Here is a 26,581-nt window from a genome sequence, read left to right on the forward strand (position 1 = left end):
ATGCTGAATCTTCCTGCTGAATTTGAACAGTTCCACTGGATGGTCGACATGGTTCAAAACGTCGATATGGGGCTGGTGGTTATTAACCGTGATTTTCAGGTACAAGTCTGGAATGGTTTCATGACGCACCATAGTGGTAAGCAATCACATGATGCGATCGGTAAGTCGATCTTTGAACTGTTTCCTGAAATCCCAGAAGAGTGGTTTAGGCTGAAAACCAAGCCCGTCTACGACCTAGGCTGTCGTAGCTTCATTACATGGCAACAAAGGCCTTATCTGTTTAAGTGTCGTAACGTTAGGCCAGTAACCCAACAAGCTGATTTCATGTATCAGAACGTGACGCTAAACCCGATGCGCTCGCCAACAGGGCAAGTGACCTCATTGTTCTTGTCTATTCAAGATGCAACTGCAGAAGCGTTAGTCTCTCAAAAGAACTAGATCGTTCTATTCGCCAAACAACGCTTTCCTATACGCGTATTAGTATCAGTCTAATACGCGAATAAAAATGGCTAAGGTTAACCACCTTAGCCATTTTTTGCTTTCTATTCTTCAAATCTTATCTTTTCCCCCAGTTTTTCACGTCAACCAATCCTCTTTTACTGAGCGATTTGCAAAGTCTTCTAGGTTAAATGAACGAAAGCGCTGTAACGAAACGTGCTTTTGGAACCGTAATGCTCCGGGTTAATAGAAATTGGATTTATAAAGTGCAAGCTGAGAAGGGGCATTTAATGGAGTGTGAAGGTTGAATTATCAAACCCAAGTGAATCTTGGTCTCTAGATTGAGTCGTTTTTACCCTACTTTTCCAAGTGACAGCAAAACAAAAGCGTCACGAGATTACCCAATTTGGTCGAAAACAGATAAAAATTAGAAAAAATCGAATTTATTTAAGAAAAAAGGCATTTTTTTGTTGGAGAAAAGTGTGATTTTTATGTGATTTCGAGTCACTTTCTTCACATATTTGCATTATGAGGGCGATATTGTGTGAAATCTGAAGGAAAACGATTGCGCAATAAACCAACAGAGTTTGCGTGGATGGTTCGCTAAGTTATTAATTAGTAAGAATTTAGTTGGAAAGTGTAGCTGGGGGAGTTTTAGCGGATATGGAATCTTTGAGAGGATAGCATAAAAAAAAGTGAAATATCAGACTTGCTGTTACTAAATCACGACCTATAATGCTGAAAACCGGAGCGTCTGCCAACGCTCCGGTTTTTTTGTGTCCGAAGAAAAGTAAACCCGTCTGCCAACGGTTTTACTACGCATTTCGCGAGAGACACATAATTTTATGAATCAAGGAAAACACCATGCGTATCGAACAAGAACTTAAGTTAGGTTTCAAAGATGTACTCTTCCGTCCGAAGCGTTCTACCCTTAAAAGCCGTTCTCAAGTTGAATTAACCCGCGATTTTACATTCAAGCATAGCGGTCGTCAATGGTCTGGTACTCCAGTAATTGCAGCTAACATGGATTCGGTAGCAAGCTTTGAAATGGCAGCTGCTCTAGCAGAGCACGGTGTTATGACTGCAGTACACAAGCACTACACAGTAGAGCAGTGGGCTGAGTTCGCTAAAACAGCAGACAAGAAAACACTGAACAACGTATTTGTATCAACGGGTACATCTGAAGCTGAGTTTGAGAAAACAAAGCAAATCATGGCGCTTAGCGAAGACTTCGTATTTATCTGTATTGATATCGCTAACGGCTACTCAGAGCACCTAGTTGAGTACGTACAAAAAGTACGTGCTGAATTCCCGACTAAAGTTATCTCTGCTGGTAACGTTGTAACAGGTGACATGGTTGAAGAGCTAATTCTAGCTGGCGCAGACATTGTTAAGGTTGGTATCGGCCCTGGTTCTGTTTGTACTACACGTGTTAAAACAGGCGTAGGTTACCCTCAACTTTCTGCAATCATCGAGTGTGGCGACGCAGCACACGGCCTTGGCGGCATGATCATCGGTGACGGTGGCTGTTCATGTGCGGGTGACGTATCTAAAGCGTTCGGCGGCGGTGCTGACTTCGTAATGCTAGGCGGCATGCTAGCAGGTCACTCTGAGTCAGGCGGCGAAGTTGTAGAGCAAGACGGTAAGCAATTCATGAAGTTCTACGGCATGTCTTCACAGTCGGCTATGGACAAGCACTCAGGTGGTGTTGCTAAGTACCGTGCTGCGGAAGGTAAAACTGTTTTGCTTCCATACCGTGGTTCAGTTCACAACACAATTTCTGACATCCTTGGTGGTGTACGTTCAACTTGTACATACGTAGGCGCAGCAAAGCTTAAAGAGCTAACTAAGCGTACGACTTTCATCCGTGTACAAGAGCAAGAGAACAACGTATTCGGTAAAGAGTAATCTGAACTGATTCAAATAGTTTGTAAAAACAACCATACCTTTAAATGGCTCATAAAGTGTACAATGCTTTAGTAAGTTTACAACAGGTATGGTTGTTTTATTATAAAAAAGCGAATTCTCAGAAACTCTTCTGTAAAAAACATATTCCACTTTGTTAGCCTCAAAACGAACTCCATCCACACTGTGGAGTCTGACCTAGAGTTTGATGTATGCGTCCACTTCGAGTTTTCGCCACAGATTGTCAACTTCGAAGCTCAACCTATCGGTTTTGAATACTTTATTGAGGGTAAGCGACGTAGATATACGCCTGATTTTTTAGTCACCTACAAAGATTCATACCAATCATTCTATGAGATCAAGCCCAAGCACATTGCAGAGAAAGATGAGTTTAAAGAAAAGTTTAGAGCTCAGAAAGAGCAAACATTGGACTGTGGTCAAGATCTGTACGTGTTGAGAGAGGATGGCTTTCAGATATACCCGCTACTCGAAAACCATCAAACTGATTGGCGCTGGCTCTATCAATGGAGACATAACCATTGGTAACTAGAGAGTTTTGCTGTTCTGATGACAAACTACTAAAACTTATAGGGAGAGCAGTGGTTGTAACTGCAACCCCTAACATTTTTAAACTGTCTCTACGACTTATTTCCATTTTCGATACCTCTAGTGTATATGGCTTTTTTCTAATTCGAGATTGAATCAGTCTTAAAGGAAGAAAAATGGCATTTGTGAACTAATTTTGAGATAGATGTCAGGCTAGCTACTTACATGGGAATTTTCGCTGAAATGACCGACAAACCTTAATATAGACCCCACATACGCTTGTACATTGATTATCAATAAATTCGTCTTGGTTGTATGAGTATTTACGCGCTAGGGTACAAATCTTCAATAGTTAGACACAGAAGCGACGAAGGATAAATCTGACACTACTCACTGTTTAATACCATAATCTTTTAACAACTGGTGCAGATAGTATGGGGACCATATTAGACCACAATAGGTGACTCGTAGCCTCCAATGGGCTTTGTTGCGTAATTAAATTTAGAGATAGAGCCAACCCGTTTCGCTTGTTTCTTAGTCAATACGACAAGTTTCAGGCATACCTAACCCAGTAAGCTTGTTCAACGCTTTTATCATCGCGTAAGTTTCACCCACCTGGGCATTGTAATTTCTTAAGCTCAGTTTCCCTCCTAGCAACTGTTTAACTCGATACATCGCTGTTTCTGAGAGTGAACGTTTGTGGTATCCATACCGCTCTTTCCAATACTTATTTGAGTCGTATAATTTCTGGCAACCCACGGCGAAATTTCGAGGGTGACCACGCTCCCAGAAGGCAGCCCCTTCTCTTGGGGGAATAAGCGCAATAGCTCCCTTAATCTTAATAGCAGCGTGACACGCTCTCGTGTCGTAAGCGCCATCACCAGACACCTCAAGGATACTTCGGCGTGTTTGTTTCAGTAAGTTCGGGAGTACTTCTCCATCTGTAACCGTCGATAAACTTAGCTCGGCGGCAATGATCTCATGAGTGTTGGTATCGACTGCAATATGCAGCTTTCGCCAGACTCTACGCTTGCCATCCGTCCCATGTTTTTTGACTTTCCATTCACCTTCGCCATAAACCTTAAGGCCAGTAGCATCAATGGCTAGGTGCTGTATCGCTCCTCTCGTTTTAGTCTTAAATGAAACCTCAACTTGCTTGGCTCTACGACTGATGCAGGTGTAATGCGGACAACTTAACGGTACATGGGCTAACCTAAATATCGAGTCGATAAATCCTTGCAGCGCTCTCAATGGCATAGAAAAAACTCGTTTGACCATGAGTGCTGTCGTGATAGCTAAATCACTGAACCGACGCGGCCTACCGCGCTTATTCTGTTTGCTTTGCGCCCATCCGCTTATTGCTTCTTCATCAATCCAAAAAGTCAGAGAACCACGGTTAATGAGTGATCGGTTGTATTGCTTCCAGTTGGTTGTTTTATAACGAGGCTTAGGCATAGGACTACGAGATAGAGTGGAGGTAGCTGATCAGATCGTAGGTTCTTGATTTAGTTCCATTGAATTACGCAACAAAGCCATATTTTTCTTCATTCATCACTATTTTCTCGTTAGTTTAGCCCCCCTAAATAAAAGTCATTTCATTGCCATACGGCTATTCAGAAATTTCAAATGATTTTTTATTTTGTTCTTATTTATTAGTATGAGTGAGAGGTACTTATGTTAAGGTTAACTATAAGGTAATGCTGATGTAACACTTATTTTTATAACATACAATTAATTATATATGTGCTTCCTAAAAGAAATTACATATATTAAATCTAATTATTTATTTAGATTACTTCGAGTGGCTACCACCATTTGAAGTATAATAAGGTTTCCGGCCTGAAGGGTAGTTCTCTAGTAGAGTTAACGTTTTCTTTTCTCCTGTGTGAATATTTTCACACGTAACGCTACCGTTCACTTTCGACACTTCTTTCTTTTCTATTACTTTAATCACTACATTATATTTTAAATATTTAATTTTGGGCTTCTCGGCATTGCTCAACCACGTAACTTACTGCAATAGCAACACTATCACATGAACTTATCACTTAATTTTTGATGATAATCAAAAGTGCCTAAACTTATTCTTCCTGAGTAATATAAGTAAACAATAATGGATTATACGCAATGACAATCTTTCAAAAAATCACCTTTGTTTTGATACTTTAGATATTAAGTCAAAGGGTCATTTCACTGTTGGAGATAAGTAAGTGTTAATTTAATATACATGGCTTTAAATGAAGCTATTGCTTCTGAGCAATCTCTTTAGATTAAAGACGTCGCATACTTTAGCTTTAATTCCCAGTAGTAGCATTTAGTTGTCTTAAGACAAATGAACAGAGGTTTACTTAATCATTCGATTAGTCTTATTCGTTGAGAAGTCGTCATCTATCTGGTTGTCCCTCGATTTTGATTGCCATTGGAGGGGCTTTGTTGCGTAATTCAATGGAACTAAATCAAGAACCTACGATCTGATCAGCTACCTCCACTCTATCTCGTAGTCCTATGCCTAAGCCTGGCTTTGTTGCGTAATTCAATGGAACTAAATCAAGAACCTACGATCTGATCAGCTACCTCCACTCTATCTCGTAGTCCTATGCCTAAGCCTCGTTATAAAACAACCAACTGGAAGCAATACAACCGATCACTCATTAACCGTGGTTCTCTGACTTTTTGGATTGATGAAGAAGCAATAAGCGGATGGGCGCAAAGCAAACAGAATAAGCGCGGTAGGCCGCGTCGGTTCAGTGATTTAGCTATCACGACAGCACTCATGGTCAAACGAGTTTTTTCTATGCCATTGAGAGCGCTGCAAGGATTTATCGACTCGATATTTAGGTTAGCCCATGTACCGTTAAGTTGTCCGCATTACACCTGCATCAGTCGTAGAGCCAAGCAAGTTGAGGTTTCATTTAAGACTAAAACGAGAGGAGCGATACAGCACCTAGCCATTGATGCTACTGGCCTTAAGGTTTATGGCGAAGGTGAATGGAAAGTCAAAAAACATGGGACGGATGGCAAGCGTAGAGTCTGGCGAAAGCTGCATATTGCAGTCGATACCAACACTCATGAGATCATTGCCGCCGAGCTAAGTTTATCGACGGTTACAGATGGAGAAGTACTCCCGAACTTACTGAAACAAACACGCCGAAGTATCCTTGAGGTGTCTGGTGATGGCGCTTACGACACGAGAGCGTGTCACGCTGCTATTAAGATTAAGGGAGCTATTGCGCTTATTCCCCCAAGAGAAGGGGCTGCCTTCTGGGAGCGTGGTCACCCTCGAAATTTCGCCGTGGGTTGCCAGAAATTATACGACTCAAATAAGTATTGGAAAGAGCGGTATGGATACCACAAACGTTCACTCTCAGAAACAGCGATGTATCGAGTTAAACAGTTGCTAGGAGGGAAACTGAGCTTAAGAAATTACAATGCCCAGGTGGGTGAAACTTACGCGATGATAAAAGCGTTGAACAAGCTTACTGGGTTAGGTATGCCTGAAACTTGTCGTATTGACTAAGAAACAAGCGAAACGGGTTGGCTCTATCTCTAAATTTAATTACGCAACAAAGCCCTTTCTCAAGGTAATAGTTCGCTTCAATGCCAAACTTCCAAGGGCGTCCATTCAGAACCGTTGTTTTGCTAACACTGATATTCAACGGAATTTCCGCCTGATCCTTATTCCAGTCATAGGTGAATGTCGGCGCAGAGCCCACAGTCCAACCTCCTCCTAATATCTCAACCCAAAACACTTGTGTCGATGTCTTGTTGATTCGAGTATCAGAATGGTCGGCTCCGTCTCCAGAAACACCATACAAGTGATTTGGAAACATACCGAAAACTCGCTCGCTACTCGCCTTCCCGACCATAAACTCTGGCCCGACAGCAAATTGATCCGCCGTTAAGTCACTGCTGCCCGTAGGGGCTTTGTTGCGTAATTAAATTTAGAGATAGAGCCAACCCGTTTCGCTTGTTTCTTAGTCAATACGACAAGTTTCAGGCATACCTAACCCAGTAAGCTTGTTCAACGCTTTTATCATCGCGTAAGTTTCACCCACCTGGGCATTGTAATTTCTTAAGCTCAGTTTCCCTCCTAGCAACTGTTTAACTCGATACATCGCTGTTTCTGAGAGTGAACGTTTGTGGTATCCATACCGCTCTTTCCAATACTTATTTGAGTCGTATAATTTCTGGCAACCCACGGCGAAATTTCGAGGGTGACCACGCTCCCAGAAGGCAGCCCCTTCTCTTGGGGGAATAAGCGCAATAGCTCCCTTAATCTTAATAGCAGCGTGACACGCTCTCGTGTCGTAAGCGCCATCACCAGACACCTCAAGGATACTTCGGCGTGTTTGTTTCAGTAAGTTCGGGAGTACTTCTCCATCTGTAACCGTCGATAAACTTAGCTCGGCGGCAATGATCTCATGAGTGTTGGTATCGACTGCAATATGCAGCTTTCGCCAGACTCTACGCTTGCCATCCGTCCCATGTTTTTTGACTTTCCATTCACCTTCGCCATAAACCTTAAGGCCAGTAGCATCAATGGCTAGGTGCTGTATCGCTCCTCTCGTTTTAGTCTTAAATGAAACCTCAACTTGCTTGGCTCTACGACTGATGCAGGTGTAATGCGGACAACTTAACGGTACATGGGCTAACCTAAATATCGAGTCGATAAATCCTTGCAGCGCTCTCAATGGCATAGAAAAAACTCGTTTGACCATGAGTGCTGTCGTGATAGCTAAATCACTGAACCGACGCGGCCTACCGCGCTTATTCTGTTTGCTTTGCGCCCATCCGCTTATTGCTTCTTCATCAATCCAAAAAGTCAGAGAACCACGGTTAATGAGTGATCGGTTGTATTGCTTCCAGTTGGTTGTTTTATAACGAGGCTTAGGCATAGGACTACGAGATAGAGTGGAGGTAGCTGATCAGATCGTAGGTTCTTGATTTAGTTCCATTGAATTACGCAACAAAGCCTCTCTACTCCTAGAGGAAAATGTTCTTTGTGGGAGTGTTCGGTTCTTTGAGATAAGTCATTTGGGATAACTTTATTCTATAACCATTCATATATTTATTGTTATACGGTTTCGGAGTATGGCGACTTTCAATCTTGCAGGACTTGGCTTGTCGCCATACTTTCCTTTTCGTGGGGGGTCTATCTCTAAGTTTCGTTTTCTCTATGAGGGTAGATGCTAAACACATACGGCTTGCTACGCAATATGACAGATGTATGTATAAATTTAACCGATGTTAAATTTCTTTGAATGTTAACAATGCAAAGACAGTAGAAATATAGTAATTAATCGAGTGTGTTTTAGGAAGGAAGTAGAAATAGTTGTTTGGTAAGTTCTAATCATTAAATATAAGTATGAACTTAAGTTTTAATTCCCTGTTTTATTACTTCTGGATAACGCGCATAAAAAATCCGACATTGGCGAACCAATATCGGATTTAAAATTCAACAGATTGTTAGCGCTAGTCGTATTAACCAGCAGCAACCTGCATGATGAGACCACAGATGTAAGCGCCGTATGTACCGAGAGCGTAACCCAATACCGCCATTAGGATACCTACTGGTGCCAATGCTGGGTGGAATGCAGCCGCGACGATAGGTGCCGATGCAGCGCCGCCTACGTTAGCTTGGCTACCTACAGCCATGAAGAACAATGGTGCACGAATTAGCTTCGCCATTACAATCATCAGAAGGGCATGAATAGTTAACCATGTAATACCAATGAAGAAGTAACCTGGGTTGTCTAAGATAGCTGTCACATCCATTTGCATACCGATAGTTGCAACTAGGATGTAGATGAACGCTGAACCGACTTTAGACGCGCCGCTGTGCTCAAGGCTGCGTGTAGATTTGAAGCATGAAGCGACCAGCGCGAACGTTGTCACCATTACGATCAGCCAGAAGAAGCCAGATGTCAGGCTGTATTTCGCAAGTTCCGGCGCATTGGTTGAGATCCATGGTGCAATCATGTCACTGAATAAGTGAGCCAAACCTGTTAAACCGAAGGCAATTGCCGTGATCTTCATGAGGTCGGTTGTGGTTGTTGGGCGCGCGTTCTCTTCTTGGTATTTAGATACCGTCTCTTTTAGCTCTTCAATAGATGAAGTATCCGCTTTTAACCATGCATCAATCTTCTTCTGACGACCTGCCATGATAAGTAACACGGCCATCCAAATGTTCGCACAGATAACATCAACCGTAATCATTGCAGAGAAGAGTTGATCATCAACCTCGAACACTTCTTTCATTGCTGCTTGGTTCGCACCGCCGCCGATCCAAGAACCAGCTACAGTCGTAAGGCCACGCCATACATCGCCAGATACGAGGTCAGGGTTAACTTGGTCGATAATTAAAATCGCCAAAGGGCCACCAATGATGATGCCGACAGTACCCGTTAGGAACATGATGACGGCTTTTGAGCCAAGGCCGAAGATTTTGCGTAAGTCAGCTGAGATGATCAGTAGAACGAGTGCGCTTGGTAATAGGTAACGACTTGCAACAAAGTACAGCTTTGAGTTTGATGCGTCGATGATGCCTAGGCTGTTCAATAGAGAAGGAACAAAGTAACAGAGCAATAGACCCGGAACGAACGAGTAGAATTTTTTCAGTGCGCTATTTTGGCTACTTTCCGTGATAAAAACACCGCCAAGAATAACAGCTAACATGCCCATTATTACAGCATCATTAGTAATCATTATTATATCTCCTTTAAGGTGAGCGCAAAGGTCTCACTTTTTGAATTGCAGGACTATACCGACAACCGTCATTCGTTACAAATTGTAACGATAGACATATTTTGAAATGTTTATGTTAATTTTGATGGTTTGAATTTGTGAATGTCGTGCGTTATTTATTTGATTGGTGAATGGGTTTGTTGGGGCTTTTGCGGCGTATTTCGATATATGCAATGTAATTCAAGCCTTAGCGAGTGGTCGCTATGAATTGGGTGGGTGCTTGAATGGCAGGAATGAGTGCATATACAGCCATGTTTATGGTGTGGTTTATGCAGGGTTGGAATGTTTCAATAATGTAAAAATTGAATCCACTTTTGCTATGTAGTCAGAAATTAAAAATTTTAGCTAGATCACACAAATCTCTCGGATTACGAGTTTCAGCACCTGATACTTATGCTCATTTGACGTTTTGTAGGGGGTAAATGAAAGAAAAAGCGGCTTAAATAGCCGCTTTTGATGGTTGAATTGCATGGTTATCTAGAGCTGAAGTCTAGATGCTGCTTAAGACTCTTCTTCCTCAAAGCCATCTGCATAGCCTTTCGGTGGCGGTGTCCAACCTCGTTCAGATCGAGAGTGCTTGTCTGAACGGTCTTTTTTCATATCTTCTTTCATTGCTTCTTCAAGGTGAATGAAGATTTGTCGGTAGTTGTTGTCGTAGCGCGGGTTCTCTTCCGCTTCAGACCAAGCTTGGTAGAGCTTTTCAGACTTACGGCTTTCAACACGTTGATACGTCGATTTCTGTTGTTCAACGAAGAATGGGTGATGACCCAAAGAACGCAAGGCTTCTGCCCCCATTTCAAGAGCAGAATGGTAGGTCTCTGATTCCACAAAGTCTGCACCTGCTTCTCGTAAGCGATAACTATGACCTCGGTCGAATGCGCGGGCTAAGATTTTCACTTTAGGGTATGTGTGCTTAACGTACTTCACTAACTCAACACTTGAGTCTTGGTTATCGATTGCTACTACTAGCATTGCGGCTTCTTCGATTCCGGCGGTATGCAATAAGTCGTGACGAGTCGCATCACCAAAGTAAGATTTGATATTGATAGAGCGCAGTAAGTCTACTTGGTTCGCTTGGTGATCCAGAACCACCGTATTGACATCGTTCGACACCAACAAGCGGTTAACGATTTGACCGAATCGACCAATGCCCGCAATGATAACGGTGCCTTTTTCTTCGATAGTATCTTCTTCTCGGTCGTTAGATTTTTGTTCGTAACGAGGAAGAATCACTTTATCAAATAGAATGAACAGCCCTGGCGTTAGGAACATTGAAAGTGCCACAACCAGCGACAATGTTTGGACGATGTCAGCAGGTAATACGTGGTTTTGAGCTGAGAAGCTTAGTAGTACGAAACCAAACTCACCGGCTTGCGCCAAGCTCAATGTAAACAGCCAACGGTCACTGTTTTTGATTTTGAAGATCAATGCCAACGTAAATAGCACTAAGGCTTTAAGAAGCATAACGCCAAGAGTTAGGCCAATGATCAAACCAAAGTCGTTGAATAGAACATCAAAGTTGATGCCTGCACCTACGGTGATGAAGAACAAGCCAAGCAGTAGCCCTTTAAACGGGTCGATATTAGACTCAAGCTCGTGGCGGAATTCACTGTTCGCCAATACCACACCCGCAAGGAAGGTACCTAAAGCGGGGGATAGGCCGACTAGGCTCATCAGTGCAGCAATACCAATCACCAACATCAGTGCGGTTGCAGTAAAGATTTCACGCAGACCTGAGCTTGCCACGAAGCGGAACAGTGGACGACTCAAGAAGTGTCCGCCGACCACAACAATCGCAATAGATGCTGTGATCACAAGGCCATAAGCCCAACCGGGTAGGCCAGCAACAAGGCTTAACTCTTCATGATGATCAGAAGCCGAAGCGACCGCGCTTTGTGCAGCTTCGATTAATTCTGGCAAGGCTAATAGAGGGATAAATGCCAACATAGGGATGACGGCAATATCTTGGAACAGTAGGACTGAGAAAGCGTTCTTTCCGCCTTCTGTTTTGGATAGCCCTTTTTCGTTAAAGGTTTGGAGAACAATCGCGGTAGATGACAGTGCGAAGATCAAACCGATAGTCAGCGCAATGGTCCAAGGCTGCCCAAAGAACAGGGCGATACCCATTACAATCGCGGTCGTGCCACCAACTTGCAGGCCACCCAGCCCCATAAGTCGGTTTCTCATTGCCCAAAGCATCTTAGGTTCAAGTTCAAGACCGACCAAGAACAGCATCATAACCACACCAAACTCGGCAAAGTGTTGAATGGTTGTGGTCTCTTCACCCACTAGACCAATGATTGGGCCAATCACAACACCAGCAATGAGGTAACCCAACACAGAACCAAGGCCAAGTCTTTTGGCAATAGGCACGGCAATAACTGCTGCGACTAAGTAGATAAACGCTTGTAGAAAATATCCCGTCATTATTTAACCTCTGCCATTAGTTCTTCTACGTAGTGGTTGAGTTTTTCTGCTTTGCTGGCTTTCTTGATATTGATCTTGCCAGCAACTAACGCCTCTAACAGCACTTTATAGCTATCGACATGCTCTTGAATGCGGTTTTCTTCCAACGCGGTACGCGAGCCAAATAACGCAAAGGGTGCAAGATAGTTCATCCCACATAGAGAAGCGGTTTGTTCGATTGGATGAAGCAGTTCTCGAATAGTGAAATGGTTGTAGCCATCGCTTTGGTAGGCATCTTTTTTACCACCTGCAGTGATGCTACATAACAAGTTTTTGCCCTGTAGTTCATTACCATCGGCGCCGTAGGCGAAGCCGTATTCAAGAACAAGGTCTTGCCATTCTTTAAGAATTGCCGGTGTTGAGTACCAATACAAAGGGAACTGAAAAATGATGATGTCATGGTCTAACAGGCGTTTCTGTTCACGGTCGATGTTGATTTTAAATGTCGGATACTCGGCATAGAGATCGACACAGGTAACACCGTCAACGCGTTTGGCTTGTTCAAATAAGGGTTTGTTTGCTTCAGAACGATGTTGAGAAGGGTGAGCGAATAGCACCAAGACTCGATTTTTCGACATATAGCCCTCTTTGTCCATTAACGAATAATATTTATTGGAATTATAGTTATACAATAATAGAAGAATGGTTGAACAACAACGAATTAGCCCATACTTATTTGTTTAGATACGTGTGCTTTTCTGCGTTTAATTATATAGGACACCAGTCATTTTGTGTCTTTTAGGCGCAAGTAGCCGATGACTGAGTAAAACTAATTATTCACGAATAGTAAAAGCGAATATGGGCATTTTATGTCACCGTTGGTGGGTAACGTAAATAATCCAATAACCCTACATAGAACGATAATGAATAAAGGAAAAAACTATGAGCATGGACTTGCGTCAACAATGTGATTTGTTGCTTTCTGGTCATCTAGAACCGACACCAGCACAAACATTCGCTCAGATGGCTGAATGGTGTGAAACACACAATGTGAGCCATGATAGCTACGGTGATGGCGAATTTATCGAGAGCTTTGAAAACAAGGTCGCAGAGCTGCTTGGTTATGAAGCTGCCGTGTTTGTTATTACAGGTACTATGAACCAACCCACAGCATTAGAAATTGCGTGCCAAGAGAAAAGAAACCCGGTAGTAGCGATGCATGAGTCGAGTCATATCATTCGCCATGAACGCCAAGGGTATCAGCTCCAAAATCGTTTCAACGTGCTTCCAGTCGGCAACGTGTTTCGCACTTGGAATGTTGATGACTTAAAGGCGTGGCCTGATGAGATCGCAGCCGCTCTGTATGAGTTGCCGATGCGCGAAATTGGCGGCCAATTACCAGAATGGGAAGAGCTTGAAGTTATCAAGCAATACTGCAAAGAACAATCGATTCATCTTCATATGGATGGTGCACGTTTGTGGGAGTGCGGCGCGTATTACCAGAAGCCATACAGCGAGATTGCTCAGGGCTTCGATAGTGCTTATGTTTCGCTGTATAAAGGTCTCAATGGCCTTGGTGGTTCGTTATTGTTGGGCGATAAAGCCTTTGTCGCGAAAGCATCGGCGTGGATGAAGCGCCAAGGTGGCAATGTTTATCACCGAACGCCTTATGTGGTTTCAGCAGCAATGCAGTTTGATGAGCGATTAGAACTGATGCCTGCTTTATACGAACGCACCAAACAGGTTTATCAAATACTACAAGATTACCCTCAGTTCACGGTTAACCCGCAGCAACCGCAGGTCAACATGCTTCACCTCTATTTACCTGTGAGCTACGAAGACGGCATTATCGTGAGAGATAACATCGCGAAGAAACACAAGGTTTGGATAGGAAACCCAGCGATCAGCGAACTGCCAAACCAATGTAAAATTGAATGGTATGTAGGTGATAACTTGCTGAATCTGCCTGATCATGAGCTGATCGACATTCTTGATTTTATTAACGAAGAGCTGATTTGATTAACTAAGAGTTAATTTGATTGCGGAAGAGTTGAGTTGATTACAGAAGAATGGACCTAATGGAAATGGATACAGGAAATCGGTCCGGTATCCATTTATGCAGCTAGGATGACAGGCTCTGTTACATATACTGGTTGATGTACACATCGACTAAGAACATGAACACTGGAACCGTGCTGAGAAGTCCGAAGAAGACGATTGGCACCCAGTTTTTGATTTTCTTTTTAGGTTGCTCAGTGTTATTCATAAATTCGGCCTTAAATTCGTTGTTGAGTCTGTTTAGCTTTTTGGTACTAAAAATCTAAGTGTATGGTATCAAATAAATGGGTTTAGCCCTATGTAGATTTAGAGAACCGTGGTGTATATCAATCACATAAAATGTAAGTGATTCATAAACGGTTCATAAAGGTTCAACAATAATGAACCTATTAGAACAAGCATTGCCTTACTCGGCATATCAAATAAACAGCATTCAAAGATTTGGAGAATACAGAATGAAAACAATAGGAAACATCATTTGGTTTCTGTTCGGTGGCGTATTTATGGGACTAGCTTGGTGGTTCTTCGGACTGCTCGCATTCCTAACCATCGTTGGTATTCCATGGGGTAGAGCGTGTTTCGTTATGGGTAACTTCTCATTCTTCCCATTTGGTCAGGAAGCGATTTCGCGTGACGAACTAACCAATGAAATGGACATCGGCACGAGCTCGCTAGGTGTGATTGGTAACGTTATTTGGTTCTTATTTGCGGGGATCTGGCTTGCGATTGGTCACATTATGTCAGCTGTGGCGTGTTTCATTACTATCATCGGTATTCCGTTCGCGATTCAACACCTTAAGCTAGCGGTTATCTCACTGGCGCCAATCGGTAAGACGGTTGTCGATAAACGTGAAGCAGAAGCGGCGCGAGTAAGAAATTACAAAGGTTAAGATTACACTTTCAGCCGGATTGAACTGAAAAGCACATCGCATGATGTGCTTTTTTTGTGCCTCTGTTCTTATCTCTCGATGCTCATATCCTAAACACTAACTATGCGTTGTTGAGCTAGATATTATTGAGCTAGACATTATTGAATAGGACTTCAAGCCGCAGAGTGATGTTGGCTTCTTCGGTGTGTTTCTCATGGGGTTCTCGTTCCCATTGATAACGAGGGATGAGTTCGTAGAACAGCCACTCTTTCCATACGTTTTGTCGGTAGGTAACCGAAACCTGAGCGTATTCGTAATGATTATGAGGCTCATCCGTAGCATTAATCGTGGCGCTATATTGGAGTGCTTGGTCTTGAGCAAGATAATGATACAAGGTTAATCCTGTACCATAGTTCCAACCTTTAAGATCGTCGTTATATCCAGCAAAGCTTGACCATCGAGCCAAGAAATCATCACTCAAAGAAAGATCAAAATCGATGTCAGTGATTTCGCCAGTCTCTTGTTTTTCTTGATATACCCGTTGGGTAAGCCTGAATACCGCATCGGTGGTGAGAGGGTAGGTAAAACGGTAGCGAGCTTCGATACGCGGTCGCAACGTCGCCTTAATATTGAAGCTGCTATAACCCTTAGCATAAGCGTCGTAACGCAGGCCTAACGCACTTTCCAATTCATCGGAATCATTCGGAAAAAAATCCAAGAACTCTTCATCGCTGACTGATTCGTAGATCAACTTTAGGCGTTTACTGACAAAGGGAAGGTGAAGACGCGCATTGAGCTTGGTCGAGTAGTCTAGCTCCCCACCTTCAGAATAAATAAAATCGTTATACCAACGTACAGATGTGCCAGCTCTGGCATCTTCAGTTATTCGGTCATCGACAAAGAAGCTATCGAACCAGAGTGCGGGTTGGCAAAACTTACTGTTCAGGAAATGGTAAGCCTTTTCGACAGGGGCGTCTTCTAACGGCTGACTGTGACACTCATTTTGTTCCTCTGCCTGAACGGAGTATGAAATGAGTGACGCCAATAATGAGGTGCTAGCTATCCTACGACTCAATGGAACCTGTTTGTTATTCTATATATCAATAGTTTGACTATAACCAAGCGATTGCAACAATGCGACTTTTTAGTGATTAGATAGGAGGCAAAGATTTGAAGGGGACAGGACAGATAAAAGAAAACGGACTCAGAAGGTGAGCCCGTTTGTTTTAGCTATAAGAAGTGATTTGTATCTAGGTTACATTGCCGCTTCGAAGATTGCTGAGATCTCTTCGTGAGTTGCTTGTTTAGGGTTAGTGAAACCACAAGCATCTTTCAGTGCGTTGTCAGACAGCGTTGGGATGTCTTCTAGTTTCGCACCAAGTTGCGCGATACCTGTTGGGATGTTCACGTCGTTTGCAAGTTGAACAATCGCGTTGATCGCAGCTTCTGCGCCTTGTTCTGCTGTCATGCCTTCAACATTCACACCCATTGCTTTTGCCACATCACGTAGACGCTCTGGGCAAACTTGCGCGTTGTAGCGTTGAACGTGTGGAAGCAAGATAGCGTTACATACACCGTGTGGAAGGTCGTAGAAACCACCCAGTTGGTGCGCCATTGCGTGAACATAACCAAGAGAAGCGTTGTTGAATGCCATACCCGCCATGAACTGTGCATAAGCCATCTGCTCACGAGCTTCAATGTCTTCGCCGTGCGTTACTGCTGTTCTTAGGTGCGCTTGCACAAGTTCGATTGCTTTAATTGCTACAGCGTCGGTAATTGGCGTTGCTGCGATTGAAACGTAAGCTTCGATTGCGTGCGTTAACGCATCCATACCCGTTGCAGCAGTTAATGATGCAGGTTTAGCAAGCATCAACTCAGGATCGTTTACTGAGATAAGTGGTGTTGTGTGCTTATCAACGATAGCCATCTTAATGTGACGAGCTTCGTCAGTAATAATGCAGAAACGAGTCATTTCAGATGCCGTACCAGCCGTGGTGTTGATAGCGATCAATGGCATCATTGGCTTTTCAGATTGGTCTACGCCTTCGTACACCCTTACACTTTTATTGTTTAAATTGGTGTGAGGCATCAGTTACCATAAGGTTTTCTCAACTTTCACACATTTTAAAGAAAAATCACAAAAAAAGTGAGAATTACAAACTTACGATTCACACCTTTTGGTGCCAACAAGAATAGGTGAGAGTTGGCTCAATGTGAGTTTTTAGGCTTAAAGAACGCTCAACTTGACTAGAAAGGCGTCTTTTGAATCAATATGATAGACTAGTACGCGTATCGATGGACTAGTCCGGACTCAACCTGTCAGTTTCTCAGCCCTTCTGACGCTGCCAGTTAGGTCAAACACAATATTGCCCCATTATTGGATAGACCTTTTACCTTATTAAAAGTTATCCATTCTTCTAATGCTGTTCGTCGTGAATCCCCATGTAGTTTCACGGGTGTCAATTCGACCTAACTATCAGCGTGTTAAGCCATTGTCTTTCATAGCTATAAATACTTATAATGAAACTTCTTGCATTTAAATCTATAACTTAAGTTAAAAGTCAGAACTTACGGTTAGTTTTGTTTGCTCATGTATATATCAATAGTTTCACTTTATTGAGGAATTTAGCTTGGCATATTGTCAGTGTGGTGATTTCGTAGTTCTTGAACATGTTAAGGTTATTGCATTCGAGAGCGAGCCTTTGTTTATAACTCCGAGTCTTGAAGGGTGGAATCCCAACATCCAAATCATGTTTAGCCGTGATAGAAAGAATGAGAAAGGTAGGCTTCTTGAATTTTTTAATCATCACGATACAGCTGTACTTCAGTTTACAAATTGGCATTCATATAGTAAAAAATCTCTTCTTGGACCATACGAACTCGGTGAATCTCCATCTGGAAGTAAAATCTCGGTTTTCATCGTCCATGAATTTATCGATGAAGAACCATTCCCCACCCATAGCATAGAATTACAATTCATGGAGGGTGGCGAAGATGACTTTGAAAACCTCTAGAGATAAGACTCAGCCACAAGGACAGTTTTCTAAGTCTCGTGTATTATTTGAAGAAGAGTATGAAAACCTTTCACATACTAAAATTTCAATATCTGAAGAAAAACTAAGACTCCAACTTATAGAGTATGAAAAGTCCGTAAGGTACAAGTTCTCTTGGGGAGCTCCTTTTGGTATTTTTTTGACTTTGATTACTGCGATTTTGACTACTGATTTCAAAACGTTTCTTTTGTTAGATAAAGCAACATGGGAGGTTTTATACTGGGTAGGAGCTTTGTTAACATTATACTTAACTGGAAAAAACAGATTAAAATCAAAGAATTACAACGTTACAATGGATGTTTTGATAGATCGTATCAAAAACAAACCATAACTGTAGTGGCAGAGTGAATTTGGCCACTTGATTAGAGGTTTGCAATACCTAAAATTATCCGTGAGATGCTAATTTAGGAAGGTCACTGGCACGAAATTGTCCAGAACTTTGCTGGCGTGACGACTTAACTCAGAAATGCCCCTTTCCCACTTAGTGCTTTTACTCATACACATGCTGTTAATGTGCGTTTGCCCTACCAAAACTTATCCATCCCTGTCGTGCTGATCGTTGGGGAACCCTCGTGATGTAATACGGGGTGAAAGTTGAAATTTATAGATCCAATGCTAGCTCCTTGTTTAGTCATTAAGTGACGTGAAAACAAAGAATTGCAGTTTTATTTCGGCGATAACGTCGATAAGTGGGGCAATTTTAAACTGGCGTTGACAGTAGTTCTGACTTTAATGTTGATCAGGATAGCTCAAGATAACGGATGACATGGAGTTAAACTCAGAGATAATCAAGCAGTTCAATCCCAAATAAATAAGTAACTGTGGTTGATTAGAAAGAGTGTGCTAGAAATCATTCATAGATCTGGCCATAAATGCTCGATGGAAACCACCCCAAATGCATAATGGAGGTGGCTCCAAATGCATAATGCGAGCAAATCATACAATATTTAATTATTTAATAAACAAGAGCTTAATCATTAGTTCGCTTCGAAGTTTCATTAAGCTTTCTTTGGTGACTTTTATGAGTAAATACCGCAGTGCTACTAATGCACTGAATACCATCTACGACGCTAATAAAAATTTGGGTGAATTGTCCCGTGGGTTCATGGGGCGTTTACGTTAGAGCGTCGTTTTGCCATTTCAAATCTCCGTGTTGTTAGAGACTTGATTGCGGGGTATGAAACACGAAAATGCTCCAAAGTTGCTTAGACCTTTTATTCATTCGCATCCTGTTCATGAACTTTTGCCCTACTAAAAGTTATCTATTCTTCTAATGCTGTTCGTTGTGAATATCGTGTTGTATCACGGGGGTAAATTCGACCTACCTATAGACACTCACACCCCCGTCTCTAGTTGCAAGCTTGCGCGCTAGATAGGCACAATAAGTAGGCAGAACTGATTTATTATTTGAGATTAAATGGCCTATTTCTAGTTATAAGTATGTGTTGTAAAATGGAGTTTACTTGTAGAATCAGAATACTAGAGACTTGGATAGAAAACTATCTATCTAATCCATAAGGAAAAAGCATGGCGTTTACGAGTAGCAGTTCTGTGGCGAGAGATAAAAAGCCTCTTGGACAAGGTTTATCTTCTCTACATCATACGACACAACGATTGATGAAATTCGAGAAAAAAATTTTTCATGATGAAGATAGCTTTAAGAGGATGCTAAATACCTCTTTATCAGACCCTAGTGACCAATCATTCAAATCTCATGTAGTAACTGCATATACTCAGCTATATCAAACACATACTGAATTGACTGACGAGGAGTCATTAATCAATCGTATGGAAAGAAATGCTCACGTTCGAAAGGCTTTGTTGCGTAATTCAATGGAACTAAATCAAGAACCTACGATCTGATCAGCTACCTCCACTCTATCTCGTAGTCCTATGCCTAAGCCTCGTTATAAAACAACCAACTGGAAGCAATACAACCGATCACTCATTAACCGTGGTTCTCTGACTTTTTGGATTGATGAAGAAGCAATAAGCGGATGGGCGCAAAGCAAACAGAATAAGCGCGGTAGGCCGCGTCGGTTCAGTGATTTAGCTATCACGACAGCACTCATGGTCAAACGAGTTTTTTCTATGCCATTGAGAGCGCTGCAAGGATTTATCGACTCGATATTTAGGTTAGCCCATGTACCGTTAAGTTGTCCGCATTACACCTGCATCAGTCGTAGAGCCAAGCAAGTTGAGGTTTCATTTAAGACTAAAACGAGAGGAGCGATACAGCACCTAGCCATTGATGCTACTGGCCTTAAGGTTTATGGCGAAGGTGAATGGAAAGTCAAAAAACATGGGACGGATGGCAAGCGTAGAGTCTGGCGAAAGCTGCATATTGCAGTCGATACCAACACTCATGAGATCATTGCCGCCGAGCTAAGTTTATCGACGGTTACAGATGGAGAAGTACTCCCGAACTTACTGAAACAAACACGCCGAAGTATCCTTGAGGTGTCTGGTGATGGCGCTTACGACACGAGAGCGTGTCACGCTGCTATTAAGATTAAGGGAGCTATTGCGCTTATTCCCCCAAGAGAAGGGGCTGCCTTCTGGGAGCGTGGTCACCCTCGAAATTTCGCCGTGGGTTGCCAGAAATTATACGACTCAAATAAGTATTGGAAAGAGCGGTATGGATACCACAAACGTTCACTCTCAGAAACAGCGATGTATCGAGTTAAACAGTTGCTAGGAGGGAAACTGAGCTTAAGAAATTACAATGCCCAGGTGGGTGAAACTTACGCGATGATAAAAGCGTTGAACAAGCTTACTGGGTTAGGTATGCCTGAAACTTGTCGTATTGACTAAGAAACAAGCGAAACGGGTTGGCTCTATCTCTAAATTTAATTACGCAACAAAGCCCGTTCGAAATACAATTTTTAGGGGAATAACAACTCTAGTAATAGGCTTCTCTATTATGTTTGTTTATTTCGTAGCTTCTTATTTCTCTATACCTATGCCTTTGATACGTGTGCCATTGTGATGTTGGAGGACAATATGGAAATCATCGCAAAGAAATGTACTTCTATTGTGCTAAGAAGCATCTTTAATTCTCTTTCAGAAGCTCGTCAATTATATATGGAACACAGAGTAAATGAGTTTATATCAACTATTGAAGATCAAGTTGAATATCTAGATGCAGAGAGACAAGCTGAAATTAATATTTTTTTAGGTAAAAAGGATTCCCAGAAGTTTTTGTCGGACTATGCTGCGGCGATTACCAATACTTCAAGTGATATTGTTATAAGAGCGCTAGCTTTACTATTTGTTAGTGATAAACAGTTCGATTTTGATCAGCGCTTAAAATCTCGCTTTATTACATGCTTTGATGGTGTCGATGATTTGAAGGTCGATTTGTTTCTGAGATTATCTAAGCTTACAGAATCGAGCAGGCTGACTATATATCCTTTATATGCTATCGATTGGTTAAATTTTGAAGATCTAGACTTGGGCATAGATATTGATGAATTGTTTTCATATGTAGATGATTTCATTCGAAGAGGTATTTTACTTAGAGACCCAACAACCGAATCAGGCGCCGAGATGTATCAACCAATGGATCATCATTGGTCACTTTCTTTCGGTATTAGCACGACTTTACAACGTTATGCAGTGTTATTAGAAAAGGCGAAATATTTATCAGGAAACTAGTATCAAAGCCCACTATATATAGGTAAGAAGCCGAACCCTCTCGATAAAGGTTCGGCTTCTTTCTCCTTGATATGACCAAAAAGGAGGACTGGATTAATCAAAACAGGACATTTATTTGCTCCAGTCAAAGTCACTTTACCAACAAGAATCACATCATGTTAGTCCACGTAATTTAGATTTTGAACTCCTATCAAGAAAACCATACTTTTCTAGTCCTATTTTTTAAGTTTGGCTATCGTTCTAGCAAGACCAAGTAAGTGCGTTGAAGTCTTAATCTCAAACTCCGATTGAATCCCCAAGAGCGCAATCTTTGCTAGTATTTGTTGTGGCCTCACGACTTGGCCTGTCGGCAGCTCCATACTGTCGTATAACATTTTGAACTTTATCCAGTCTTCACTAATGCTAAGTTCTCTACCTTTGGTCATCTGCATAGCCTTTTGCATTCGGGAGGTATTGGTTTCCCCTCATCCCAACCTGTGACTGTTCTCACAGCTTTAAAACACAGTTCAGCGACCTCTTCCTTCGTCATTTGACACTCTAACTCTCGAAAAATGTAATTCTTACTGTTTTCGCGATACTTCACAGATACCCCCCTAAATACAAGAGGTTGTACTGAACTGATAAGAGTGTGCACCGTTAAGCATAAGCAGGCAAAGTGCGCACTGTACGAAGGCGTACTAATTGGCAAATATGCCTTATAAAAAGTTATTCAATAATTGTTAATGTTAGAATTCTTGAAACACGTTTCTGTCCAGAGGCTTCATAGACCTGAAGTTTTACTCGTGGCACTTTTCTCAAAAAGTGCCAGCTAGCTCAGATCTGCCCCAAACTTTCTTAGCTTCAATTAACTCGTTGTCGAATGTGAAACGCCCTAGATTGATTTAACCAAATCAATGTAACAGAAATTTATGCGGGGACTTTCCGCATTTCCCCGAAATTTCCTCTCGATTCACACAATAGTTTGATATGCCTTGAGGTTCACAGCTAATGACCGCAAGATAGACGGAATGCACCCGGAAAAAATCCGTCTATTAAGTGTTTCACCCATACAAGGAGTTGGTGTTGAAATCGTATGTGGTTAGTGAAAAAGTCTTGAAAAAAGTGATGATTACTCTCTATCATCGTGTCGCTGAACAAGAGAGTGGCGGGGTGCTTGCTCTAAACAGGTATAAGTTTCACGCCTTTGATCGTGACATAGAAGTTCAAGTTCCTGAAGTGGTTGATAGGCAGAGAGCTACACCAAAAGTTAATTATGCAGCTTATATCGTTAGAATGGATGAACTGGGTTACATCAAAAGAGATGGTATGAGTTTCGTGTTTACTGATTCAGGATTTTTATCCGCTAGTAAGTTAGCTTATCCAGTCAGGGCGTTGTTTAAGGCTCATTGGCTGGGGTTGTCTGGCTTAGCTATAGGTATTGCAGCCTTAGTTGTTGCGATCAAGCAGTTACCTTGAGTTGTCACACATGAGTAGATATTGGCATTAGGAGTTATTTTGGGACTATATAAATACATATCTTTTTCAAATTTAAAGCATTTGCTTGATGGAACTATTCGGTTTACGCAGCCCAAAGCGTTTAATGACCCATTTGAGTTGCTTCCCGAAATACATTTAATCGACGATATAAACGGGTTTTCTCTTGATGTTACTGCTCCCCCAAGGGAAGGCTCACCAGCAAGGCTAGCGGATGATTTCGAGTCAAAGAAATGTAATGATATAGCAGCACGTGATGTACTAAACGCAGTCAATGATTTAATTGGTATCTTGTGCCTGTCAAGAAACTCTAACTCATTGCTTATGTGGTCACACTATGCAGATGAGTACAAAGGAGCTGGGCTTTGTTGCGTAATTAAATTTAGAGATAGAGCCAACCCGTTTCGCTTGTTTCTTAGTCAATACGACAAGTTTCAGGCATACCTAACCCAGTAAGCTTGTTCAACGCTTTTATCATCGCGTAAGTTTCACCCACCTGGGCATTGTAATTTCTTAAGCTCAGTTTCCCTCCTAGCAACTGTTTAACTCGATACATCGCTGTTTCTGAGAGTGAACGTTTGTGGTATCCATACCGCTCTTTCCAATACTTATTTGAGTCGTATAATTTCTGGCAACCCACGGCGAAATTTCGAGGGTGACCACGCTCCCAGAAGGCAGCCCCTTCTCTTGGGGGAATAAGCGCAATAGCTCCCTTAATCTTAATAGCAGCGTGACACGCTCTCGTGTCGTAAGCGCCATCACCAGACACCTCAAGGATACTTCGGCGTGTTTGTTTCAGTAAGTTCGGGAGTACTTCTCCATCTGTAACCGTCGATAAACTTAGCTCGGCGGCAATGATCTCATGAGTGTTGGTATCGACTGCAATATGCAGCTTTCGCCAGACTCTACGCTTGCCATCCGTCCCATGTTTTTTGACTTTCCATTCACCTTCGCCATAAACCTTAAGGCCAGTAGCATCAATGGCTAGGTGCTGTATCGCTCCTCTCGTTTTAGTCTTAAATGAAACCTCAACTTGCTTGGCTCTACGACTGATGCAGGTGTAATGCGGACAACTTAACGGTACATGGGCTAACCTAAATATCGAGTCGATAAATCCTTGCAGCGCTCTCAATGGCATAGAAAAAACTCGTTTGACCATGAGTGCTGTCGTGATAGCTAAATCACTGAACCGACGCGGCCTACCGCGCTTATTCTGTTTGCTTTGCGCCCATCCGCTTATTGCTTCTTCATCAATCCAAAAAGTCAGAGAACCACGGTTAATGAGTGATCGGTTGTATTGCTTCCAGTTGGTTGTTTTATAACGAGGCTTAGGCATAGGACTACGAGATAGAGTGGAGGTAGCTGATCAGATCGTAGGTTCTTGATTTAGTTCCATTGAATTACGCAACAAAGCCAAGGAGCTGTCGTCGAATTTGATGAAACACATGAATTCTTTACTGGACTATTCCCCATATCTTACGAAACAAATAGACCTAAAATAGATTTTAGTTTATTGCTAGACAATTCAGAACACATTCGATTATCTGAACTTTGTTATAAGCCTAAAGAGTGGGAATATGAAAATGAAGTACGTATCGCTCGTAACTTAGAGGATTGTAAATCGAATGGGCACTTTAATGGGTTTGATGTACACGTGATGGACATACCATTGGAATGCGTTAAAACAATTACGATGGGTGAAAGAATGCCTATTGAAAACCAAAAATACATACTCGGTAAAATTTACAACACCAACGTAGCACTAGGACTAGCGGCTATCTCAAACTGGGGCTATAACTTTAGACCTGAACAGATCAAGTATGATTGCCCGCTATCTAAAATGCCCCCTCAAATATCCCCTCGAACAGCTCATCTATTCAAAGAACTTAAGGGTGACATTGGTGATATAGCTAGATGGATGATTGAGAAACATCCAATGGCAAGCATGGTAAACAAAACCTTGTGAGTAGTGTGCTAACAAATTTTTCAAACGGACTGCATGCGTTCGGCACTTTTGGTTTGAGGTTAGGAGCGCTTGGCTGCTCAGTCGTAAGCACCACTTATTAAAGCTCTATGTGCATGGTGTTCAATTATGGCTTTTGGAGAAAAAGTGGAAGTATGAAAAGCGTTTGTCGGGAAGTTAAGCTCTATTTTTCATCGAATTGGTTGGTCAATGTAATTGCTGGAATAGCAGTTATCATTATCGTTTTGTTTCAAGCGACGAGCGAGGCATCTGTACCTAAGTATCTAAATGCCGATGTATTAAATTACTACTTTGAAATCTTGGTCAACCTCTCTTTGGGATATTTGGTAAGCGCTATTTTTTACATCTTAGTTGTTTATTATCCAGAGAGAAAAGCGAGAATAGCAGTCAGTGCAAAGACCTCGATTCTGTTTTCTCGTGTGCTTGTACGACTTAGAACAGCAATTGACTCAGTATTGCTAGCTGTAGATGTTCGGTTCGAAGCCTGCGAAGAGTTGCCTAGTAAACTGACTGATGTACTACAAAAGCGTGATCTTATACATTCTCTTAAGCAAAAAAAGTTAGAAGATAGACATTATGGCAAACGCCGCGCACTTGATGACTTGGTTCGTGTTTCTAATGAGTTAGAGAGTTTAATAGATAAACTCGTACCATATATTGGCTATATGGAAATAAATGAACTTGAGCTTTATTCTGTTCTAGAAGACATACTAATTTTCGAATATATAGGGCAGCATGATGAGTTCCCGCCTAAATCTACTTTGCTTGCAGACGAATTTCCCACGATTGTCCAAGCTTATTACGATTGTCAGAAAGTCCTAGGTGTGGATGTAACACTTATTTCGTGGCGAGATTGAGTCCGCACAAACAAATAAGGATTAAGCGCTGCTCATCACTAATCCAGCGCTTAATCCGATTGTTGAACAAGCGCCATGCCATAAGTAAGTTGTTCGATCCTTTTCAGAGGTGACCTCACTTCAATGGTTTCTTCAAGGCGCTTCAAGATACTTTTTCCAATCTGACAAAAGCATCTTAGGGCAACTGCACTAACGCGTTTATGTGCAGAGATGTGATGGCGGGGTATGAAACACGAAAATGCCCCTTTCGAAGTTATCTGGCTTTTACTTCTCAGTTCACAAAATCATCATTTGACTTATTTTTGCTCATGTATGTTTCATATAAGAAGAACTCCTGAAATAAAGGAGGCCAGAAAAAGATATGATGATGCTTGTAGTCATCATAAAGAAATGACAGAGCTTCGCCGAGCTGGAGCTGTGAGTTCTGAAGATTTGAAAGATGTGATAGATGATATGCGTAAAGCAGAAAAAGAACTCAAAGAAGCAAAAAGAAATTAGATTATTGATTCACACTCGTACTGACAGCAACTCTAAGTCGTTATTGTCCTTCATTAGATTTATGGGGTAATAAGCTAAATTGAAATTGCCCCA

23 protein-coding genes and 4 pseudogenes are annotated in these 26,581 nt (G+C 42.0%); 15 read left to right on the forward strand and 12 right to left on the reverse strand.

Annotated features, from left to right (window positions below; all coding sequences use genetic code 11):
* The 3 genes and pseudogenes from OCV20_RS17300 to OCV20_RS17310 form a co-directional block, all read left to right on the forward strand.
* Positions 1-438: a PAS domain-containing protein gene (locus OCV20_RS17300; protein WP_048606084.1), complete on the forward strand. Its 438-nt coding sequence runs from the start codon at positions 1-3 to the stop codon at positions 436-438.
* Positions 439-1,302: 864 nt separating this feature from the next.
* A complete protein-coding gene (locus tag OCV20_RS17305) occupies positions 1,303-2,346 on the forward strand; it encodes a GMP reductase (protein ID WP_050650856.1) in 1,044 nt (347 codons plus the stop codon).
* A gap of 183 nt (positions 2,347-2,529) precedes the next feature.
* Positions 2,530-2,727: pseudogene (locus tag OCV20_RS17310) on the forward strand (Tn7 transposase TnsA N-terminal domain-containing protein); the annotation flags it as partial.
* 19 nt (positions 2,728-2,746) lie between these two features.
* Here the strand turns inward: OCV20_RS17310 and OCV20_RS17315 are convergent.
* Both OCV20_RS17315 and OCV20_RS17320 read right to left on the reverse strand, forming a co-directional pair.
* The gene (locus OCV20_RS17315) at positions 2,747-2,998 is read right to left on the reverse strand and encodes a hypothetical protein (protein WP_157896353.1); all 252 of its coding nucleotides are present in this window, start codon (positions 2,996-2,998) and stop codon (positions 2,747-2,749) included.
* A gap of 425 nt (positions 2,999-3,423) precedes the next feature.
* Entirely contained in the window at positions 3,424-4,344 is a 921-nt protein-coding gene (locus tag OCV20_RS17320) for an IS5 family transposase (protein WP_086773621.1), read from the reverse strand.
* Between the two features lie 1,141 nt (positions 4,345-5,485).
* Between OCV20_RS17320 and OCV20_RS17325 the strand changes: the two genes are divergently transcribed.
* Entirely contained in the window at positions 5,486-6,406 is a 921-nt protein-coding gene (locus tag OCV20_RS17325) for an IS5 family transposase (protein ID WP_086773621.1), read from the forward strand.
* Here the strand turns inward: OCV20_RS17325 and OCV20_RS17330 are convergent.
* The 5 genes and pseudogenes from OCV20_RS17330 to OCV20_RS17350 form a co-directional block, all read right to left on the reverse strand.
* A pseudogene (locus tag OCV20_RS17330) lies at positions 6,366-6,809 on the reverse strand (hypothetical protein); the annotation flags it as partial. The gene OCV20_RS17325 and the pseudogene OCV20_RS17330 overlap by 41 nt on opposite strands.
* A gap of 54 nt (positions 6,810-6,863) precedes the next feature.
* On the reverse strand, positions 6,864-7,784 hold the full coding sequence (locus OCV20_RS17335; protein ID WP_086773621.1) for an IS5 family transposase: 921 nt from the start codon (positions 7,782-7,784) through the stop codon (positions 6,864-6,866).
* Positions 7,785-8,370: 586 nt separating this feature from the next.
* Entirely contained in the window at positions 8,371-9,594 is a 1,224-nt protein-coding gene (locus tag OCV20_RS17340) for a DUF819 family protein (RefSeq protein WP_086775649.1), read from the reverse strand.
* A 540-nt stretch (positions 9,595-10,134) separates the two neighbouring features.
* A complete protein-coding gene (locus tag OCV20_RS17345) occupies positions 10,135-12,060 on the reverse strand; it encodes a monovalent cation:proton antiporter-2 (CPA2) family protein (protein ID WP_048608770.1) in 1,926 nt (641 codons plus the stop codon).
* A complete protein-coding gene (locus OCV20_RS17350; RefSeq protein WP_046223961.1) occupies positions 12,060-12,677 on the reverse strand; it encodes an NAD(P)H-dependent oxidoreductase in 618 nt (205 codons plus the stop codon). Before OCV20_RS17350 ends, OCV20_RS17345 begins: the two co-directional genes overlap by 1 nt.
* A 304-nt stretch (positions 12,678-12,981) precedes the next feature.
* On the opposite strand from OCV20_RS17350, the gene OCV20_RS17355 reads away from it, so the two are divergent.
* A complete protein-coding gene (locus tag OCV20_RS17355) occupies positions 12,982-14,058 on the forward strand; it encodes a threonine aldolase family protein (RefSeq protein WP_086775648.1) in 1,077 nt (358 codons plus the stop codon).
* Between the two features lie 121 nt (positions 14,059-14,179).
* Here OCV20_RS17355 and OCV20_RS17360 read toward each other — a convergent pair whose 3' ends face one another.
* Positions 14,180-14,305: a hypothetical protein gene (locus tag OCV20_RS17360; RefSeq protein WP_017075772.1), complete on the reverse strand. Its 126-nt coding sequence runs from the start codon at positions 14,303-14,305 to the stop codon at positions 14,180-14,182.
* Positions 14,306-14,552: 247 nt separating this feature from the next.
* Between OCV20_RS17360 and OCV20_RS17365 the strand changes: the two genes are divergently transcribed.
* Positions 14,553-14,987 carry a YccF domain-containing protein gene (locus tag OCV20_RS17365; protein ID WP_086775647.1) on the forward strand — a complete coding sequence of 145 codons (435 nt, stop codon included), beginning with the start codon at positions 14,553-14,555 and terminating at the stop codon, positions 14,985-14,987.
* 130 nt (positions 14,988-15,117) lie between these two features.
* On the opposite strand, the gene OCV20_RS17370 is transcribed toward OCV20_RS17365, so the two are convergent.
* The gene (locus tag OCV20_RS17370; protein ID WP_050621668.1) at positions 15,118-16,041 is read right to left on the reverse strand and encodes a hypothetical protein; all 924 of its coding nucleotides are present in this window, start codon (positions 16,039-16,041) and stop codon (positions 15,118-15,120) included.
* A gap of 180 nt (positions 16,042-16,221) precedes the next feature.
* A pseudogene (locus OCV20_RS17375) lies at positions 16,222-17,019 on the reverse strand (iron-containing alcohol dehydrogenase); the annotation flags it as partial.
* A gap of 577 nt (positions 17,020-17,596) precedes the next feature.
* Here OCV20_RS17375 and OCV20_RS17380 point away from each other — a divergent pair.
* From OCV20_RS17380 to OCV20_RS17400, 5 genes are all read left to right on the forward strand, one after another.
* Positions 17,597-17,980: a hypothetical protein gene (locus tag OCV20_RS17380; protein WP_102484150.1), complete on the forward strand. Its 384-nt coding sequence runs from the start codon at positions 17,597-17,599 to the stop codon at positions 17,978-17,980.
* Positions 17,961-18,350 carry a hypothetical protein gene (locus OCV20_RS17385; protein ID WP_261881467.1) on the forward strand — a complete coding sequence of 130 codons (390 nt, stop codon included), beginning with the start codon at positions 17,961-17,963 and terminating at the stop codon, positions 18,348-18,350. Before OCV20_RS17380 ends, OCV20_RS17385 begins: the two co-directional genes overlap by 20 nt.
* Positions 18,351-19,546: 1,196 nt before the next feature.
* A complete protein-coding gene (locus OCV20_RS17390) occupies positions 19,547-19,882 on the forward strand; it encodes a hypothetical protein (protein ID WP_261881468.1) in 336 nt (111 codons plus the stop codon).
* A gap of 30 nt (positions 19,883-19,912) precedes the next feature.
* On the forward strand, positions 19,913-20,833 hold the full coding sequence (locus OCV20_RS17395) for an IS5 family transposase (protein ID WP_086773621.1): 921 nt from the start codon (positions 19,913-19,915) through the stop codon (positions 20,831-20,833).
* Between the two features lie 189 nt (positions 20,834-21,022).
* Positions 21,023-21,676, forward strand: coding sequence for a hypothetical protein (locus OCV20_RS17400; protein WP_261881469.1), 654 nt, complete (start codon positions 21,023-21,025; stop codon positions 21,674-21,676).
* A gap of 215 nt (positions 21,677-21,891) precedes the next feature.
* Here the strand turns inward: OCV20_RS17400 and OCV20_RS17405 are convergent.
* Positions 21,892-22,259, reverse strand: a pseudogene (locus OCV20_RS17405) (regulator).
* A gap of 476 nt (positions 22,260-22,735) precedes the next feature.
* Here OCV20_RS17405 and OCV20_RS17410 point away from each other — a divergent pair.
* On the forward strand, positions 22,736-23,131 hold the full coding sequence (locus tag OCV20_RS17410) for a hypothetical protein (protein WP_261881470.1): 396 nt from the start codon (positions 22,736-22,738) through the stop codon (positions 23,129-23,131).
* A gap of 433 nt (positions 23,132-23,564) precedes the next feature.
* Here OCV20_RS17410 and OCV20_RS17415 read toward each other — a convergent pair whose 3' ends face one another.
* Entirely contained in the window at positions 23,565-24,485 is a 921-nt protein-coding gene (locus OCV20_RS17415; protein ID WP_086773621.1) for an IS5 family transposase, read from the reverse strand.
* Between the two features lie 177 nt (positions 24,486-24,662).
* Between OCV20_RS17415 and OCV20_RS17420 the strand changes: the two genes are divergently transcribed.
* The 3 genes from OCV20_RS17420 to OCV20_RS17430 all read left to right on the forward strand — a co-directional run bounded on the left by OCV20_RS17420 (position 24,663) and on the right by OCV20_RS17430 (position 26,488).
* Entirely contained in the window at positions 24,663-25,115 is a 453-nt protein-coding gene (locus OCV20_RS17420; RefSeq protein ID WP_241907101.1) for a hypothetical protein, read from the forward strand.
* Between the two features lie 152 nt (positions 25,116-25,267).
* Positions 25,268-25,990, forward strand: coding sequence for a hypothetical protein (locus OCV20_RS17425; protein WP_261881471.1), 723 nt, complete (start codon positions 25,268-25,270; stop codon positions 25,988-25,990).
* A 225-nt stretch (positions 25,991-26,215) separates the two neighbouring features.
* Positions 26,216-26,488 (forward strand): hypothetical protein, encoded by a 273-nt coding sequence (locus OCV20_RS17430; RefSeq protein WP_261881472.1) that lies wholly within the window; start codon positions 26,216-26,218, stop codon positions 26,486-26,488.
* Positions 26,489-26,581 lie beyond the last annotated feature (93 nt).

It is taken from the genome of Vibrio coralliirubri (genome assembly GCF_024347375.1).
Classification (GTDB): Bacteria; Pseudomonadota; Gammaproteobacteria; order Enterobacterales; family Vibrionaceae; genus Vibrio; species Vibrio coralliirubri.

What these genes read in the sequence shown, in the direction of transcription:
- OCV20_RS17350 (WP_046223961.1), bottom strand. Translation starts at nt 12,677, where the DNA reads ATGTCGAAAAATCGAGTCTTGGTGCTATTCGCTCACCCTTCTCAACAT.
- OCV20_RS17325 (WP_086773621.1), top strand. Translation starts at nt 5,486, where the DNA reads ATGCCTAAGCCTCGTTATAAAACAACCAACTGGAAGCAATACAACCGA.
- OCV20_RS17300 (WP_048606084.1), top strand. Translation starts at nt 1, where the DNA reads ATGCTGAATCTTCCTGCTGAATTTGAACAGTTCCACTGGATGGTCGAC.
- OCV20_RS17365 (WP_086775647.1), top strand. Translation starts at nt 14,553, where the DNA reads ATGAAAACAATAGGAAACATCATTTGGTTTCTGTTCGGTGGCGTATTT.
- OCV20_RS17425 (WP_261881471.1), top strand. Translation starts at nt 25,268, where the DNA reads ATGAAAAGCGTTTGTCGGGAAGTTAAGCTCTATTTTTCATCGAATTGG.
- OCV20_RS17335 (WP_086773621.1), bottom strand. Translation starts at nt 7,784, where the DNA reads ATGCCTAAGCCTCGTTATAAAACAACCAACTGGAAGCAATACAACCGA.
- OCV20_RS17415 (WP_086773621.1), bottom strand. Translation starts at nt 24,485, where the DNA reads ATGCCTAAGCCTCGTTATAAAACAACCAACTGGAAGCAATACAACCGA.
- OCV20_RS17400 (WP_261881469.1), top strand. Translation starts at nt 21,023, where the DNA reads ATGGAAATCATCGCAAAGAAATGTACTTCTATTGTGCTAAGAAGCATC.
- OCV20_RS17315 (WP_157896353.1), bottom strand. Translation starts at nt 2,998, where the DNA reads ATGGAAATAAGTCGTAGAGACAGTTTAAAAATGTTAGGGGTTGCAGTT.
- OCV20_RS17340 (WP_086775649.1), bottom strand. Translation starts at nt 9,594, where the DNA reads ATGATTACTAATGATGCTGTAATAATGGGCATGTTAGCTGTTATTCTT.
- OCV20_RS17390 (WP_261881468.1), top strand. Translation starts at nt 19,547, where the DNA reads ATGGCGTTTACGAGTAGCAGTTCTGTGGCGAGAGATAAAAAGCCTCTT.
- OCV20_RS17320 (WP_086773621.1), bottom strand. Translation starts at nt 4,344, where the DNA reads ATGCCTAAGCCTCGTTATAAAACAACCAACTGGAAGCAATACAACCGA.
- OCV20_RS17395 (WP_086773621.1), top strand. Translation starts at nt 19,913, where the DNA reads ATGCCTAAGCCTCGTTATAAAACAACCAACTGGAAGCAATACAACCGA.
- OCV20_RS17345 (WP_048608770.1), bottom strand. Translation starts at nt 12,060, where the DNA reads ATGACGGGATATTTTCTACAAGCGTTTATCTACTTAGTCGCAGCAGTT.
- OCV20_RS17385 (WP_261881467.1), top strand. Translation starts at nt 17,961, where the DNA reads ATGACTTTGAAAACCTCTAGAGATAAGACTCAGCCACAAGGACAGTTT.
- OCV20_RS17430 (WP_261881472.1), top strand. Translation starts at nt 26,216, where the DNA reads ATGAAACACGAAAATGCCCCTTTCGAAGTTATCTGGCTTTTACTTCTC.
- OCV20_RS17360 (WP_017075772.1), bottom strand. Translation starts at nt 14,305, where the DNA reads ATGAATAACACTGAGCAACCTAAAAAGAAAATCAAAAACTGGGTGCCA.
- OCV20_RS17305 (WP_050650856.1), top strand. Translation starts at nt 1,303, where the DNA reads ATGCGTATCGAACAAGAACTTAAGTTAGGTTTCAAAGATGTACTCTTC.
- OCV20_RS17355 (WP_086775648.1), top strand. Translation starts at nt 12,982, where the DNA reads ATGAGCATGGACTTGCGTCAACAATGTGATTTGTTGCTTTCTGGTCAT.